Source organism: Citrobacter sp. wls714 (genome assembly GCF_005281025.1).
GTDB lineage: Bacteria > Pseudomonadota > Gammaproteobacteria > Enterobacterales > Enterobacteriaceae > Citrobacter > Citrobacter werkmanii.
Map to the genome: position 1 here is coordinate 1 of NZ_SZWZ01000083.1, position 16,667 is coordinate 16,667.

The window sequence follows — 16,667 nt, forward strand, 5'->3', positions numbered from 1 at the left end:
AACTGCTCTACCAACTGAGCTAACGACCCACTTTTTTCGCCGCTTTCAGGCTGTTTGATATCCCTTGGCAACGGCGGCATATATTACTGATTTCAGATTTTAGCGCAACAAAAATTTCGAGGTAAATAACTCAACTGCTTAGGAATCACACGACGCGACCAGAAATAACACGATTTCTGGTCGCATGGTGGTCATTACATCGCGTTAAGGCGTTTTTGCGCTTGTTTCGCGCCATCAGTACCAGGGTATTTAGTGATAACCTGCTGATAAACCGCTTTAGCTTTTGCTGTGTCACCCTTGTCCTGCATGATAACGCCGACTTTATACATCGCGTCTGCAGCCTTAGGTGATTTTGGGAAGTTTTTAACTACCGAAGCGAAATAGAACGCGGCATCATCTTTTTTACCCTTGTTGTAATTCAACTGACCCAGCCAATAATTGGCATTTGGCAGGTAAGTAGAATCCGGGTACTTTTTGATGAAGTTCTGAAATGCGTCAATCGCGTCATCCTGACGGGATTTATCCTGTACCAGGGCGATTGCTGCATTGTAATCGGTATTCGCATCGCCAGTTTGTGCCGGAGCCCCTGACGTTGCCGCAGCTCCCGCATCAGGCGCAGGGGTCGCCGCCCCGCTCTGATCCCCACCCGCAGACTGCGCCGCAGGTGCGCCACCGCTGCCAAGATTATTCATCTGCAGCAATATCTGTTTCTGACGTTCAACAACCTGATTCAGCTGATACTGATTTTCCTGAATTTGACCACGCAGGGAGTCAATATCGGACTGATTATCGGAGAGTTGTTGCTGGAGTTGGGTTAAAAGCTGACTGTGAGCGTTAGAAATACGCTCGAGTTGAGTGACACGGTCTTCGACCGAGCCTGAGCCGACACTACTGATTGGCGCCTGTGCAAAAGCGGCCCAGGGGGCCGCTATGCCAACCAGTAACGACAGACTCAACAGATGATGTCTGAAGTTACTGCTCATGCAATTCTCTTAGTAAACCAGTACGGCACGACGGTTTTTGGAGTAAGCCGCTTCGTCATGACCCAGTACTGCAGGTTTTTCTTTACCGTAAGAAACGATAGAGATCTGGTCAGCAGAAACGCCTTTACCCTGCAGGTACATCTTAACGGCGTTTGCACGACGTTCACCCAGGGAAATGTTGTACTCAGGAGTACCACGTTCGTCCGCATGACCTTCTACGGTGACTTTGTAAGACGGGTTGCTACGCAGGAAGTTAGCGTGCGCATCCAGCATTGCAGCGAAGTCAGAACGGATATCGTACTTGTCCAGATCGAAGTAAACGATGTTGTTCTGCTGCAGCTGCTGCATCTGAAGACGCGCTTGCTCTTCAGAAGACATGTTGCCGCTACCGTTTGCATCCATACCAGTGCCGGCACCCAGCATGCCTTCGCTGCCGTCATTGCTGGCGTTCTTGTTAGAAGAACACGCCGCAATAGCCATAACAGGCAGAGCAATCATCAGCCCTTTCAGCACTTTGTTCAGTTGCATTTCAATGATTCCTTTATTAATCAATTATTTATTATCACAGATACGGCGACCAGGCAGGGAATTTAACCTGACCATCAGTTGCCGGAAGACGCGCTTTGAAACGCCCATCTGTAGAAACCAAATTCAGCACGGATCCCATCCCCTGAGAAGAGCTGTAGATTACCATAGTGCCGTTAGGTGCCAGACTTGGCGTTTCGTCCAGGAACGTTGACGACAGAACTTGTACGCCACCCGCTACCAGATCTTGTTTGGCAATGTGTTGCTGACCGTTAGCCGAGCTTACCATTACCATAAATTTACCGTCGCTGCTCACATCCGCATCCTGGTTTTGCGAACCTTCCCAGGTAATACGCTGCGGAGCACCGCCGTTGACGTTAACTTTGTATACCTGCGGACGACCGGCCTGGTCAGACGTAAAGGCCAGATTCTGGCTGTCCGGGAACCAGGTTGGTTCCGTGTTGTTGCTGCGACCATCCGTCACCTGACGGATTTGACCAGAACCAATGTCCATGACATACAGGTTCAGGCTACCGGTTTTAGACAGGGCAAACGCCAGTTTGCTGCCATCCGGAGAAAACGCCGGTGCGCCGTTGTGACGCGGGAAAGAAGCGACCTGACGAACAGCGCCGTTAGACAACGTCTGAATAACCAGCGCAGAACGACCGCTTTCGAAGGTTACGTAAGCCAGTTTTGAACCGTCCGGAGACCACGCCGGAGACATCAGCGGCTGCGGAGAACGGTGAACCACGAACTGGTTGTAACCATCGTAGTCGGACACGCGTAATTCGTACGGGAACTGACCGCCGTTGGTCTGAACAACATACGCGATACGGGTACGGAATGCGCCCTTAATACCGGTCAGTTTTTCAAATACTTCGTCACTGGCAGTATGGCCCGCGTAACGCAGCCATTGCTTGTTCACTTTATAGGTGTTCTGCGCCAGTACGGTACCCGGCGCGCCGCCGGTATCAACCAGTTGATAAGCCACGCTGTAGGAGCCATCCGGATTCGGCGTTACCTGCCCGACCACGACGGCATCAATACCCAGCGCAGACCATGCAGCAGGTTGAACTTCCGCCGCGGTGCCCGGCTGCTGTGGCAGACGAGAACGGTCTAATGGGTTAAATTTACCGCTGTTACGCAGGTCAGCACCTACGATACCACCGATATCTTCAGGTGCAGCACCCGGCCCTGCCCACTGGAATGGGACAACGCCAATCGGGCGTGCCGAGTCCACCCCTTGGGTGATCTCGATACGTACTTCTGCATGCAGCACTGCTGCCCACAGCATCAGAAAACCAAATGCTACTCGTAATGCCTGCTTCATCATATCTCCCTTATCTGGACGGAACGCCCACGATAATTTAGCAGAATGTTAACAAACTCAAATACACAAAACTACCAGAACTCTGTCTCAACCTTAGACTGTTTCCCCCGATTTCTCAGGGGTTGTTATTACAGTTTAAAGTCCAGTTTGGCATCTTTTACTTTTTCATAAACAGCCTGGCTAGGCGGTTTAGGAATTCTGGCTGTTTTCGCAGCCGTCAACGCGGCCTGGCACAATGCCGGATCGCCGCCCTCTTCGGTCACATCCAGTAACAGACCATCGGGTGCTAACTTAATATGTAGTACGCAAGATTTACCCGCGTACAAATCAGCACCATACAGACGGCTCTGGATCGCATTACGAATTTGAGAGGCGTAAGCACTGATATCAGCGCCAGATGCGCCGCCATTTGCACCACTTGTACCACTATCTTTCGCCGGTTGACCGCTTCCTTTCGCTCCACCACCTGATTTCGGCGCATTCTTACCGGAGCTTAAGTCACCCAACAAGTCGTCAACGCCAGAGGCCGCAGCGGCCTTCTCAGCAGCCGCTTTTTTCGCAGCAGCGGCTTTATCTGCCGCAGCTTTCTTGTCAGCAGCAGCTTTATCAGCGGCAGCTTTCTTGTCTGCAGCGGCTTTTTCCGCAGCGGCTTTCTTTTCAGCCGCCGCTTTTTCAGCGGCAGCAGCTTTTGCGGCAGCGGCTTTTTCTGCTGCAGCTTGCTTAGCAGCTTCAGCCTGGGCTTTCTTCGCGGCGTCTGCGGCAGCCTTAGCGGCTTGTGCTTCGGCAACTTTCTTCGCATCAGCGGCGGCTTTAGCGGCTTCAGCCTCAGCTTTTTTCTGTGCGTCCGCAGCGGCTTTCTTCGCGGCATCTGCCGCTTGTTTCGCCTGTGCATCCGCCTTGGCCTTCGCGTCTGCAGCAGCCTTCGCCGCAGCTTCTTCAGCCTGTTTCTGTTGCTCTTGCGCTTTCGCGGCGGCAGCTTCAGCCTGTTTCTGCTGTTCCGCCTGTTCGCGCACTTTTTCCTGCGCGGCTAAACGTTCTTTTTCCAGCTGCTTCAGTCGCTCTTGCTCAGCCGCCTGCTTCTCGCGAAGTTCCTCAGCTTGCTGCTGCGCCTGTTTTTCACGCTGCTCTTCTGCACGTTTCGCACTTGCCTGCTGTTGCTGCTGCCTGTCGTACTGTTGCACAACGGCACCAGGATCAACCATAACGGCGTCGATGGACGAACCGCCACCGCCGCCGGCTGAAGCATCAATGTGCTCATCGAACGAACTCCAGATCAGCGCTGCAAATAAAATGACATGCAGCACCGCTGAAATAATTATCGCCCTTTTGAGCTTGTCGTTTTGTTCGGTTGCCTTTGACACTCTCGGTTCCCAAAAAACTGTTCGCCTGTTACGCGCTATCTTTCAAGCCAGCAATACGCAGACATCAGATTGGCTGCGTCATCAAGCCAACCGATTTTACGCCTGCACTGTGTAACAAGTTCAGCGCTTTAATTATTTCATCATAAGGCACGTCTTTCGCACCACCGATTAAAAAGACCGTTTTCGGATTGGTCTGCAGGCGGCTTTTCGCTTCCGCGATAACCTGCTCCGGCGGCAGTTGATCCATACGATCTTTTTCAACCACCACGCTGTATTGCCCAATGCCGGAAACTTCAATAATGACCGGAGGTTCGTCGTTACTGCTGACGGCTTGCGATTCGGTCGCATCCGGCAGATCGACTTCCACGCTCTGGGTAATGATCGGCGCGGTTGCCATAAAGATCAGCAGCAGCACCAGCAGTACGTCGAGCAGCGGTACAATATTGATTTCGGACTTAAGTTCGCGACGACCTCGTCCACGCGTTCTGGCCATGGCTTACCCCTTGTTGCTCTCGCTAACGGTAAACGCCTGGCGGTGCAGAATCGCGGTGAACTCTTCCATAAAGTTGTCGTAATTCAGTTCCAGCTTGTTCACGCGCTGATTCAGTCGGTTGTAAGCCATAACCGCAGGGATTGCCGCAAACAGACCGATAGCCGTTGCAATCAGCGCTTCCGCGATACCCGGTGCGACCATTTGCAGCGTTGCCTGTTTTACCGCGCCCAGCGCGATAAACGCGTGCATGATCCCCCAAACGGTTCCGAACAGACCGATATACGGACTGATGGAGCCGACGGTGCCGAGGAATGGAATATGCGTTTCCAGCGTTTCCAGCTCACGGTTCATCGAAATTCGCATCGCACGGGATGCCCCCTCAACGACCGCTTCCGGCGCATGGCTATTTGCCCTGTGCAAACGCGCAAACTCTTTGAATCCGCTATAGAAAATTTGTTCCGACCCTGCCAAATTATCACGACGCCCCTGGCTTTCCTGATACAGGCGTGACAACTCAATACCAGACCAGAACTTGTCTTCAAATGCTTCTGCTTCACGTGAAGCGGCATTCAGAATACGGGTCCGCTGGATAATAATGGCCCAGGATGCGATTGAGAAACCAATCAAAATCAACATGATAAGTTTAACCAGAAGGCTTGCCTTCAGGAACAAATCAAGGATATTCATGTCAGTCACTGCTTAAACTCCGCGACAATAGACTTGGGAAGCGCACGAGGCTTCATTTTGAGTGGATCAACGCAAACAATCAGAACTTCGGCTTCATTCAGCACGGTGTTCTCTGCGTTGACAATGCGTTGCGTGAAAACCAATGAGGTGCCACGCATTGACGTAATTTCGGTTTGGACTTCGAGCATATCGTCGAGCCGCGCAGGCGCAAAATACTCAAGAGTCATCTTGCGTACCACAAAGGCTACGCGTTCTGCCAGCAGCACCTGCTGACTGAAGTGATGATGACGCAGCATCTCTGTGCGTGCCCTTTCATAAAAAGCGACGTAGCTGGCGTGGTAAACCACCCCACCGGCATCGGTGTCTTCATAGTAGACACGAACCGGCCATCGAAACATATACTTATTCATTCTTACTGCCTCTTTGTTGGCTTCGTCCACTCACACCCGTTGCTTACCCTGGTAAGCGCCTGGTGACTCGCGTTTTTGCCGCCGCGATGCATCAAGAATGTCGTTGTATATCGCGCTGTCTTCACTGTACATCCCGGTAATGCAACAAAAGGTTAGTGCTTTCAAACTTCGCTACTATACGCGCGGGAATGGTGCTTTGGAATGGGGGAAAGTAAACGGAGAGTAAAAAATTATGGGCTTATGCAAGCCCATAAATATTTAAGGATGTTTCTTATTCAAAAGAAGAAGAAAATCAGACCAACAATGAGGACGATATCAGCGATCAGCGGGCAGAAGATGCCCTGCCAGTGCACCGCGCGAGGACGAAAGCCAACGCCGTGAATGATACCAGCGCAGACAGCCCACATCAGCAGAAAACCATGCCAGATTTCAAGCTCACTGGTTTTGGCCGCGAAACGTGACGGGTCCCAGAATATGCAGCCAGCCAACACGATTGCCAGCACAAAGGAAAGCGCCCGCAAGGGGCGCTTGTCCATTACCGCATAAACCATCGCGATAAGGTTGATCATCAGCTTTCTTCTTGTCCGGCTTTGCCTGATTCAACGTGCTCAAGCGCCAGGGCTGTGATTATCCCAAATGCACAGGCAAGAAGCGTTCCCAGAATCCATGCGAAATACCACATATTTAGCTCCTTACTTAGTACAGAGAATGGGTGTTACGTTCAATATCTTCTTTGGTGATGCGACCAAACATTTTCCAGTAACACCAGGTGGTGTAGATGAGAATGATCGGTACAAACACCAGTGCCACATAGGTCATCACGTTCAGCGTCAGCTGACTGGAAGTCGCATCCCACATGGTCAGACTCGCGTTCATCATGGTGCTGGATGGCATCACAAACGGGAACATTGCGATACCGGCAGTCAGGATGATGCAGGCTAACGTCAGTGAGGAGAAGACGAACGCCCATGCCCCTTTCTCCATACGAGAAGTCAGGATGGTCAACAGCGGCAGAACCACGCCCAGTGCAGGAACCAGCCACAGGATAGGTGCATTATTAAAGTTCACCATCCATGCGCCAGCAACGCGCGCCACTTCTTTGGTCAGCGGGTTAGAGGCGGCATGATGATCCACTGCAGAGGTCACAACATAACCGTCAATACCGTAAATCACCCACACGCCGGCCAGCGCGAAGCAGACCAGAGTCACCAGCGCCGCTACCTGCGCGGTGGTACGCGTACGCAGGTGCAGTTCACCAACCGTACGCATCTGCAGGTAGGTTGCGCCCTGGGTGATGATCATCCCAACGCTCACGATACCTGCCAGCAGACCAAACGGATTCAGCAACTGGAAGAAGTTACCGGTGTAGTACAGACGCAGGTACTCATCGATATGGAACGGTACGCCCTGCAACAAGTTACCGAACGCCACGCCAATTACCAGCGGCGGAACAAAGCTACCAATGAAAATGCCCCAGTCCCACATGTTACGCCAACGAGTGTCTTCAATCTTGGAACGGTAATCAAAACCGACCGGACGGAAGAATAATGACGCCAGTACCAGAACCATCGCCACATAGAAACCAGAGAACGCAGCGGCATACACCATCGGCCAGGCAGCGAACAGAGCGCCACCCGCGGTGATGAGCCAAACCTGGTTACCGTCCCAGTGCGGAGCGATGGAGTTAATCATAATTCGACGCTCGGTATCATTACGACCGAGGAAACGGGTGAGCATGCCCACCCCCATGTCGAAGCCATCAGTGACCGCAAAACCAATCAGCAGAATGCCGACCAACAGCCACCAGACAAAACGCAATACTTCATAATCGATCATTTGACGACTCCTGTCTTAGCGTGCCGGCTGAGAAGTCACATTGGACTGCTCAAAGTGATAGCGACCGGTTTTCAGGCTGCTCGGGCCGAGGCGCGCAAACTTGAACATTAAGAACAATTCTGCCACCAGGAACAGGGTATACAGGCCACAAATCAGGATCATGGAGAACAGCAGATCGCCTACTGTCAACGATGAGTTTGCCACCGCCGTTGGTAATACTTCGCCGATTGCCCATGGTTGTCGGCCATATTCGGCGACAAACCAACCTGCTTCTACAGCAATCCACGGCAGTGGAATACCGTACAGCGCGGCACGCAGCAGCCATTTTTTCTCACCGATGCGGTTACGAATGACGCTCCAGAAGGAAAGCGCAATAATGGCCAGCAGCAAGAAGCCACACGCCACCATGATACGGAAAGCGAAATACAGCGGCGCAACGCGAGGAATAGAATCTTTCGTTGCCTGTTGAATTTGCGCTTCGGTTGCGTCGGTGACGTTGTCCGTATAGCGTTTCAGCAGCAGACCATAACCCAGATCTTTCTTCATGCTGTTGAACTGGTCACGAACAGCCTGATCGGTTGACCCCGCACGCAATTCTTCCAGCAGCTGATACGCCTTCATCCCGTTACGGATACGCTCTTCATGCTGCGCCATCAGGTCTTTCAGACCAATGACCGGTGTATCAACAGAGCGGGTGGCAATGATGCCCAGCGCATAAGGAATTTGAATCGCAAATTTGTTTTCTTGTTTATCCTGGTCGGGAATACCGAACAAGGTAAACGCAGCAGGAGCAGGTTGAGTTTCCCACTCAGCTTCAATAGCGGCGAGTTTAGTTTTCTGTACGTCGCCCATTTCGTAACCGGATTCATCACCCAGCACGATAACAGACAGCACAGCCGCCATACCAAAGCTGGCAGCAATCGCGAAGGAGCGTTTTGCGAATGCAAAGTCACGGCCTTTCAGCATGTAATAAGCACTGATGCCAAGAATGAACATCGCGCCAGTGACATACCCCGATGCCACCGTGTGAACAAATTTCACCTGGGCAACCGGGTTGAGCACCAGTTCGGAGAAGCTCAGCATCTCCATACGCATGGTTTCGAAGTTGAAATCCGCGGCGATTGGGTTTTGCATCCAGCCGTTCGCAACCAGAATCCACAGTGCGGACAGGTTAGAACCCAGTGCCACCAGCCAGGTGACGCACATATGCTGGACTTTACCCAAACGATCCCAACCGAAGAAGAACAGACCTACAAAGGTGGATTCGAGGAAGAAGGCCATCAAACCTTCGATAGCCAGCGGCGCACCGAAAATATCCCCTACATAATGGGAATAGTAAGACCAGTTAGTCCCGAACTGGAACTCCATGGTCAGACCGGTAGCCACACCCAGAGCGAAGTTGATACCAAACAACTTGCCCCAGAACTTGGTCATATCTTTATAAATCTGTTTGCCGGAAAGGACGTAGACCGTTTCCATAATGGCCAGCAAGAACGCCATACCGAGCGTCAGTGGCACAAACAGGAAGTGGTACATCGCGGTCAAGGCAAACTGTAAGCGCGACAGTTCGACTATATCTAACATCATGACTCCTTGCTCATCGCATGAAGACTCCGAGAGTGAACCCCGTTAGAAAGGGTCACACGCATGCCCCAATACAAATTTATCTGCTTCCTTCCGCCGCTGTTCATTCTTCTCATTTGAAGAAACGACAATGACGAAAGGTTACAAACATGTTAATAAAACACTCAAATTGATCCCGCAATTATATTACGCCGTAAAATCCTTACAATAAACAGGTTTTTATCGAGGCAAATTTGCATTTTTCGATAGTGATCAATTTATAGCTAATTTATCACTCTCAGACCAATTTGATCTGCGGCAATTTAACCTCTTTTTGTGTTGTTTTCCAAGTTTTAAACTTTGATTTAAATCAATTTTCAAATTTATTGTTAATGGTGTTTAACACTACAGTGACTAGTGAACGCCATGTTAACGACATGTTTTTCAATGAGTATTTGTCGTTACTACAAATGATAGAATATTTATTTAAATCTACACGGTCTTTTAACCGCTCAGGCAGACAAAATTGATAGCAGATAAAGAGTCACTATTGCTGGGTAGCTCACAGTTTTTTGTTTGGCAAGGTGTGGAATAGTTATTTCATACAATTTATTCATTTTATTTTTACTTATAATTAACACCAAGATGTAACTATCTCAACTGGAAGCGAAAACGCGCCCCATTGACCAACACATTGCATTAAACGCTCTGGCGCAGAAAGTCCGCCTGTCACTTTTATCATCACCGTAAGTTATCGTTCACGCTACTTCTTCGTTTCTGTGGCAAAGATTAAATATGACAAAAACAATTCATTATCATTTTTATCCTAAATTTAACAAAGAAATAATTGTGACATATAAGATTAATAAATAAAAAACCGTTAGATGGTTCACAAGTTATTTAGTGAAGAGATTTTTTGAAATTATTAAAAGCGCGACCTGAATGGCGTGCACAACAAAATAAGATTTTGATCACAAACATGGCAAGTCATTTATTACTCGATTTTCTAAAAAATTAAAATCAACACAGAAAACACAACATAAGCACATGATTAAAAACACATTTTTCCAATAAAAAATATAACAATCATTTTTATCAGGATATTTTGAAAATAGATCAATTGCTTCCTTTTTCGCTTCCACAGAAACTCCAACCCTATTAAAAGGTTGTCACAATACAAGCTCTGAATATTAGAAAAGTATTTTCACTTATTGACCATCAGCCCTACAGAGGATTACCCATGAAAAAATCTACACTTGTTATTGGCGTCATCGGTGCTGACTGCCATGCAGTAGGCAATAAAGTTCTGGATCGCGTTTTTACTGCGCATGATTTTCACGTAATCAACCTCGGGGTGATGGTGAGCCAGGATGAATATATTGATGCCGCGATTGAAACAGGCGCCGATGCCATCGTGGTGTCCTCCATCTACGGTCATGGTGACATTGACTGCCTTGGGTTACGTGAACGCTGCATCGAACGCGGACTCGGTGACATTCTGCTGTACGTCGGCGGCAACCTGGTTGTAGGCAAACATGACTTCGCCGATGTGGAAGTGAAGTTTAAAGAGATGGGATTTAACCGCGTCTTCGCCCCCAGCCACGATCTGGAGGATGTCTGCGCGCTTATCGCCAATGATATTCACCAACACAATGGCCTCGAACAGCGCTGCCTGGAAGAGGCTATCTGATGCAAACAGTTTCTGTCGATATCGGCTCGACCTGGACCAAGGCAGCCCTCTTCGCCCATGAAGGCGAGGAGTTAACCCTGGTAAACCATGTCCTGACCCCAACCACCACACATCATCTGGCAGACGGTTTTTTTGCCAGCCTGAATCAGGTGCTGAATGTTGCCGATGCTCGCCCGTTACTGAAAAGTGGTGAAGTGCAGTTGAAATACTCCTCCTCGGCCAAGGGTGGACTCGCCGTTGCAGCGATGGGGCTGGTGCCTTCCATTACGCTGGAATCAGCAAAAGTTACCGCCCATTCGGCAGGAGCGAAAATCGCGCAATATTATTCGTACAAGCTGAACCGTCATGACATACAGGAGCTGGAATCATCACCACCGGACATCCTGTTATTTACCGGCGGTACAGACGGTGGAGAAGAAAGCTATGGTCTGGCGAATGCGCGTGCATTGGCAGACTCGAAGCTGGATTGCGCCATTATCTACGCAGGAAACCGGGACATTCAGGACGAAATACAAACGATTCTCGGGCACAAGGATCTGACCACGGTAGACAACATTCTGCCTGACCTCGATCACCCGAATCCGTTTGCCGCGCGCCAGGCGATTTGCGATGTGTTTTTGTCGCGCATTGTGAAAGGCAAAGGTCTGGATGTCATTGTCGGTGAAACAGGCGAAGAGCCAATGCCGACGCCATGGACGGTATATGAGTTAGTCAAAGCCATTAGCGATTACGACAGCGCATGGAAGGAATTCATGCTGATTGATATGGGCGGAGCCACCACGGATGTCTATTCGGCCAGCGCGAATACCCTCTCCCCCGATACCGTCCTGCATGGTGTTCCAGAGCCTTTCGTCAAACGTACCGTTGAAGGCGACCTGGGGATGCGCGTTTCCGCCGTCGTGGTGGGAGAAAGCACGCAGGATATGGTGAAAGTCATCTTCGCCCAACAGCCGCAGCGCGAGGAAGCATTTTACCGCTACCTGCGTCATTTGGTTGGGCAGCCGGATTACCTGCCACTCAGCGAGGAGGAGAAATATTTCGACACTCTGCTGGCAGGTTTATGCGTGGGCTATGCCGCTGAGCGCCACGCGGGCACTAAAAAGCAGGTTTGCACCTGCGTGGGTAACGTGGATTTACAGATGGGTCGCGATCTCACCACCGTACGCAAAGTCGTCGGTTCAGGTGGATGGCTCTCTCGCGCCAGCCAGTTCGATATCCATAACTGGCTCAAATACCGAGAGCTGGACGACCAGGGTAAAAGAATTCTGTTACCGAATCAGTTTGAGTATTACCGCGATTCAAATGGCCTGCTCCCTCTACTGGCAAACGTCGCCAGGCTGTACCCGCAAGCCGCTGCTCGCACCAGCATTCAGTGTTTAACCCTACAAAACTAAAGGCAGCTACGAATGGAACTTCGAAATAAAAAATTGACCCATGACGAATTCATGACCGAAAGGCATCAGGTGTTGCAAACCTGGGAAACCGGAAAAGACGTTGAGAACTTCGAAGATGGCGTGAAATACCAGCAATCAATTCCAGACAAGAAGCGCTTTTCCCTCGCTCTGCTGAAGGCCGATCAGGAAGGTAAAACCCTGAGTCAGCCGCGCGCAGGCGTGGCATTAATGGACGAGCATATTGCACTGCTCAAAACGTTGCAGGAAGAGTGCGATCTTCTGCCAAGTACTATTGATGCCTATACCCGTCTGAACCGCTATGAAGAAGCCGCTGTCGGGATCCAGAAATCCATCGAAGCGGGGACTTCCAAGCTGAATGGTTTACCGGTCGTCAATCACGGGGTTGCTGCCTGCCGCCGTATGACTGAGTCGCTGGAAAAACCGATCCAGGTTCGCCACGGGACGCCGGATGCGCGTCTGCTGGCAGAAATCGCCATGGCCAGTGGCTTTACCAGCTACGAAGGCGGCGGTATCTCTTACAACATCCCTTACGCCAAACGCGTCACCCTGGAAAAATCCATCCGCGACTGGCAGTACTGCGATCGCCTGATGGGTCTGTACGAAGAGAACGGCATTCGCATCAACCGTGAACCGTTTGGTCCGCTGACCGGCACCCTGATCCCGCCGTTTATGTCCCACTCGGTGGCGATTATTGAAGGTCTGCTGGCGCTGGAACAGGGCGTGAAGTCAATCACCGTCGGCTACGGTCAGGTCGGTAGCCTGACGCAGGATATTGCCGCTATTCAGGCGCTGCGTGAGCTGTCCCACGAATATTTCCATAACCACGGCTTCGACGATTATGAACTGAGCACCGTTTTCCACCAGTGGATGGGCGGATTCCCGGAAGATGAAGCGAAAGCCTTCTCCGTTATCGCCTGGGGCGCAGCGGTTGCCGGTATGTCGGGCGCAACGAAAGTGATCACCAAAAGCCCGCACGAAGCGTTCGGTATCCCAACTGCGGCAGCGAACGCCCAGGGACTTAAAGCCTCACGCCAGATGCTCAACATGGTCAGTGACCAGAAATTCCCGCAGTGCGCAGCCGTGGAACAGGAAGTCGAGCTGATCAAGAGCGAAGTCCGCGCGGTGCTGAAAAAAGTCTTTGAACTCGGCAATGGCGACATTGCGCGCGGTACGGTGCTGGCCTTTGAAGCTGGCGTGCTGGATGTGCCTTTCGCTCCTGCCGCCTGTAACGCCGGGAAGATCCTGCCTGTTCGCGATAACACAGGCGCAATCCGTATTCTTGAAGCCGGTGCCGTGCCGCTGCCGAAAGACGTTCTCGCCCTGCACCACGACTACGTCGCAGAGCGCGCGCATTTCGAAGGCCGTAAACCTTCTTTCCAGATGGTCATTGATGACATCAACGCCGTATCCCACAGTAAATTAATAGGAAGACCATAATGAAAATTAAACAGGCCCTTTTCACCGCTGGCTACTCCTCATTTTATTTTGACGATCAGCAGGCCATCAAAAACGGCGCCGGTCATGACGGGTTTATCTATACCGGCTCCCCGGTAACACCTGGCTTTACCTCTGTTCGCCAGGCGGGTGAATGCGTTTCTGTGCAGTTGGTTCTGGAAAACGGCGCAGTGGCGGTAGGTGATTGTGCTGCGGTGCAATATTCAGGCGCAGGCGGTCGCGACCCGCTGTTCCTGGCTGAAAACTTTATCCCTTTCCTCAACGATCACATCAAGCCGTTGCTGGAAGGCCGTGACGTGGATGCTTTCCTGCCAAACGCCCGCTTCTTTGATCAGTTGCGTATCGATGGTCATCTGCTGCATACCGCGGTCCGTTATGGTCTGTCTCAAGCACTGCTCGACGCGGCCGCACTGGCGACCGGCCGCCTGAAAACTGAAGTGGTGTGCGACGAGTGGCAACTGCCATGCGTCCCGGAAGCCATTCCGTTATTTGGTCAGAGCGGTGATGACCGTTATATCGCCGTCGACAAGATGATCCTCAAAGGCGTGGACGTTCTGCCGCACGCGCTGATCAACAACGTGGAAGAGAAGCTGGGCTTTAAAGGTGAAAAACTGCGTGAGTATGTGCGCTGGTTGTCTAATCGCATCTTAAGCCTGCGCACCAGCGAGCGTTATCACCCGACGCTGCACATTGATGTCTATGGCACTATCGGTCTGATCTTCGATATGGATCCGGTGCGCTGCGCTGAATATATCGCCAGCCTGGAAGCGGAAGCCCAGGGCCTGCCGCTGTACATTGAAGGTCCGGTGGATGCCGGTAACAAACCGGATCAGATCCGCATGTTAACCGCTATTACCAAAGAGCTGACCCGTCTGGGTTCCGGCGTGAAAATCGTTGCGGATGAGTGGTGTAACACCTATCAGGACATCGTGGACTTCACCGATGCGGGCAGTTGCCACATGGTGCAGATCAAAACCCCGGATCTGGGCGGTATTCATAACATCGTTGATGCGGTGCTGTATTGCAACAAACACGCAATGGAAGCCTATCAGGGCGGTACCTGTAACGAAACGGAAATCAGTGCTCGCACCTGCGTACACGTCGCGCTGGCCGCGCGTCCTATGCGCATGCTGGTCAAACCAGGTATGGGTTTCGATGAAGGTCTCAACATCGTGTTTAACGAAATGAACCGCACCATCGCGTTGTTGCAAACTAAGGATTAAGAGATGGCACGCACATTTAAGATCTTATCGCCTACGGCTATCCTGGGTTATGGCTTCCCGGAAGAAAGTTTTCGTAAAGCCATGGAAGAGTCACCGGATCTTATTGCTGTTGACGCAGGTTCCTCCGATCCAGGCCCCCACTATCTGGGGGCAGGTAAACCGTTTACCGACAGGGCCGGTGTGAAACGCGATCTGCGCTATATGATCGTGGCAGGCGTTAAGAACAACATCCCGGTAGTGATTGGCACGGCCGGTGGTTCAGGCGCCGCTCCGCATCTGGAGTGGTGTCGCCAGATAATCCATGAGATTGCTCAGGAAGAAAACCTGTCCTTCTCCATGGCGCTGATCCCGTCTGATGTCGACAAAGAGATCGTTCATCAGGCGCTGGATAACGGCAAAATCACCGCGCTCGATTTTGTGCCTGAACTGACTCACGAGGCAATTGAAGACAGCACCTACATTGTCGCGCAGATGGGCGTCGAGCCTTTCCAGCGTGCGCTGAAAGCCGGTGCGCAGGTGGTACTGGGCGGACGTGCTTACGATCCGGCCTGCTTCGCCGCGCTGCCGATTATGCAGGGCTTTGATGAAGGTCTAGCGCTTCATTGCGGTAAGATCCTTGAGTGTGCCGCCATTGCCGCCACCCCTGGCTCTGGCTCAGATTGTGCGATGGGGATCATTGACGACAACGGCTTTACGCTGAAAGCGTTCAATCCCAAGCGTAAGTTCACTGAAACTTCCGCGGCGGCGCACACCCTGTATGAGAAGTCCGATCCGTACTTCCTGCCGGGGCCAGGCGGCGTACTGAACCTGAAAGCGTGCACCTTCACTCAGGTTAACGAGGGCGAAGTGTATGTCAGCGGTTCACGTCATGAAGAAACGCCGTATGCGTTGAAACTGGAAGGCGCACGTCAGGTTGGCTTCCGCTGCCTGACTATCGCCGGAACGCGTGACCCGATCATGATTGCCGGAATTGACACCATTCTCGAAGAGGTACAGGCCAGCGTTAAGCGTAACCTCTCGCTGACTGACGACAGTATCCGTATGACCTTCCACCTGTACGGTAAGAACGGTGTGATGGGCAACCATGAACCGATGAAAACCGCCGGTCATGAGCTAGGGATTTTACTGGACGTCGTCGCACCGACGCAGGATATCGCCAACAGCGTTTGCTCGCTGGTGCGCTCTACCCTGCTGCACTACGGCTATGAAAATCGCATTGCGACCGCAGGCAACCTCGCCTTCCCGTTCTCGCCATCCGATATTCAGAGTGGTCCAGTGTATGAGTTCTCGATCTATCACCTGATTGAAGCGAGCGATGCGCTGCGTTTTGATTTCCACATTGAACAGGTGACGCCAGAAGGAGTTCAGGCATGAAACACTCAATTTGTTCACTGGCGCAGGTCATTCGTTCCAAAAACGCCGGGCCGTACGAACTGGTTTTAGATATTTTATTTAAAACCCGTGAAGATTATCAGCGAGTGAAGCGTTCAGAACAATTAACGCCACAGCTTATTGCTGGTTTATATAATGTCAAACCTGATTTTATTCATAATATTGTCTGGTTTGACCCGGCGAATGCCGTAAAAATTGTCATGCCGCGCGATATTATCTCCGGCAATGTTGGTGACAATGATGTTTATGGTGCGCAGCAACACGCGCCATTATTAAGTATTGAGTTCGACCTGTAGTAAAAAAA

Annotated in this window: 17 protein-coding genes; 6 read left to right on the forward strand and 11 right to left on the reverse strand. The window is 51.3% G+C overall.

From position 1 onward, the window contains the following. Window positions 1-194 precede the first annotated feature (194 nt). From cpoB to cydA, 11 genes are all read right to left on the reverse strand, one after another. A complete protein-coding gene (cpoB, locus tag FDX11_RS17335; RefSeq protein WP_061381936.1) occupies window positions 195-983 on the reverse strand; it encodes a cell division protein CpoB in 789 nt (262 codons plus the stop codon). Between the two features lie 9 nt (window positions 984-992). After that, entirely contained in the window at window positions 993-1,511 is a 519-nt protein-coding gene (gene pal / locus FDX11_RS17340; protein WP_006685431.1) for a peptidoglycan-associated lipoprotein Pal, read from the reverse strand. Window positions 1,512-1,545: 34 nt separating this feature from the next. After that, window positions 1,546-2,838, reverse strand: a complete 1,293-nt coding sequence (tolB, locus tag FDX11_RS17345; RefSeq protein ID WP_038638949.1) for a Tol-Pal system beta propeller repeat protein TolB — start codon at window positions 2,836-2,838, stop codon at window positions 1,546-1,548. 128 nt (window positions 2,839-2,966) lie between these two features. Beyond that, window positions 2,967-4,199, reverse strand: a complete 1,233-nt coding sequence (gene tolA, locus FDX11_RS17350) for a cell envelope integrity protein TolA (RefSeq protein WP_137398302.1) — start codon at window positions 4,197-4,199, stop codon at window positions 2,967-2,969. A gap of 64 nt (window positions 4,200-4,263) precedes the next feature. Next, window positions 4,264-4,692 carry a colicin uptake protein TolR gene (tolR, locus tag FDX11_RS17355; protein ID WP_003022978.1) on the reverse strand — a complete coding sequence of 143 codons (429 nt, stop codon included), beginning with the start codon at window positions 4,690-4,692 and terminating at the stop codon, window positions 4,264-4,266. Between the two features lie 3 nt (window positions 4,693-4,695). Next, window positions 4,696-5,388 carry a Tol-Pal system protein TolQ gene (tolQ, locus tag FDX11_RS17360; protein ID WP_003022976.1) on the reverse strand — a complete coding sequence of 231 codons (693 nt, stop codon included), beginning with the start codon at window positions 5,386-5,388 and terminating at the stop codon, window positions 4,696-4,698. After that, complete coding sequence (gene ybgC / locus FDX11_RS17365; RefSeq protein ID WP_003831439.1) at window positions 5,385-5,789, reverse strand: tol-pal system-associated acyl-CoA thioesterase; 405 nt, start codon at window positions 5,787-5,789, stop codon at window positions 5,385-5,387. Before ybgC ends, tolQ begins: the two co-directional genes overlap by 4 nt. A 275-nt stretch (window positions 5,790-6,064) precedes the next feature. Then, window positions 6,065-6,358 carry a cyd operon protein YbgE gene (gene ybgE / locus FDX11_RS17370; RefSeq protein WP_061381939.1) on the reverse strand — a complete coding sequence of 98 codons (294 nt, stop codon included), beginning with the start codon at window positions 6,356-6,358 and terminating at the stop codon, window positions 6,065-6,067. Further along, the gene (gene cydX, locus FDX11_RS17375; protein WP_061381940.1) at window positions 6,358-6,471 is read right to left on the reverse strand and encodes a cytochrome bd-I oxidase subunit CydX; all 114 of its coding nucleotides are present in this window, start codon (window positions 6,469-6,471) and stop codon (window positions 6,358-6,360) included. The genes ybgE and cydX overlap by 1 nt, the downstream gene beginning before the upstream one ends. A gap of 14 nt (window positions 6,472-6,485) precedes the next feature. After that, on the reverse strand, window positions 6,486-7,625 hold the full coding sequence (cydB, locus tag FDX11_RS17380) for a cytochrome d ubiquinol oxidase subunit II (RefSeq protein ID WP_038638939.1): 1,140 nt from the start codon (window positions 7,623-7,625) through the stop codon (window positions 6,486-6,488). A gap of 15 nt (window positions 7,626-7,640) precedes the next feature. Next, on the reverse strand, window positions 7,641-9,209 hold the full coding sequence (gene cydA / locus FDX11_RS17385) for a cytochrome ubiquinol oxidase subunit I (protein WP_038638936.1): 1,569 nt from the start codon (window positions 9,207-9,209) through the stop codon (window positions 7,641-7,643). Window positions 9,210-10,428: 1,219 nt separating this feature from the next. On the opposite strand from cydA, the gene glmS reads away from it, so the two are divergent. Genes glmS through FDX11_RS17415 form a run of 6 tightly spaced genes read left to right on the forward strand, consistent with a single transcriptional unit; the run spans window position 10,429 to window position 16,659 of the window. Beyond that, window positions 10,429-10,878, forward strand: a complete 450-nt coding sequence (glmS, locus tag FDX11_RS17390; protein WP_038638933.1) for a methylaspartate mutase subunit S — start codon at window positions 10,429-10,431, stop codon at window positions 10,876-10,878. Next, entirely contained in the window at window positions 10,878-12,272 is a 1,395-nt protein-coding gene (gene glmL / locus FDX11_RS17395; protein WP_042309686.1) for a methylaspartate mutase accessory protein GlmL, read from the forward strand. Before glmS ends, glmL begins: the two co-directional genes overlap by 1 nt. Before the next feature lie 12 nt (window positions 12,273-12,284). Beyond that, window positions 12,285-13,730 carry a methylaspartate mutase subunit E gene (locus tag FDX11_RS17400; RefSeq protein ID WP_042309688.1) on the forward strand — a complete coding sequence of 482 codons (1,446 nt, stop codon included), beginning with the start codon at window positions 12,285-12,287 and terminating at the stop codon, window positions 13,728-13,730. Continuing rightward, complete coding sequence (locus FDX11_RS17405; protein ID WP_042309690.1) at window positions 13,730-14,971, forward strand: methylaspartate ammonia-lyase; 1,242 nt, start codon at window positions 13,730-13,732, stop codon at window positions 14,969-14,971. The genes FDX11_RS17400 and FDX11_RS17405 overlap by 1 nt, the downstream gene beginning before the upstream one ends. 3 nt (window positions 14,972-14,974) lie before the next feature. Next, window positions 14,975-16,345, forward strand: a complete 1,371-nt coding sequence (locus FDX11_RS17410) for an acyclic terpene utilization AtuA family protein (RefSeq protein ID WP_042309692.1) — start codon at window positions 14,975-14,977, stop codon at window positions 16,343-16,345. Next, window positions 16,342-16,659 carry a DUF4387 domain-containing protein gene (locus tag FDX11_RS17415; RefSeq protein ID WP_008320068.1) on the forward strand — a complete coding sequence of 106 codons (318 nt, stop codon included), beginning with the start codon at window positions 16,342-16,344 and terminating at the stop codon, window positions 16,657-16,659. Before FDX11_RS17410 ends, FDX11_RS17415 begins: the two co-directional genes overlap by 4 nt. Window positions 16,660-16,667 lie beyond the last annotated feature (8 nt).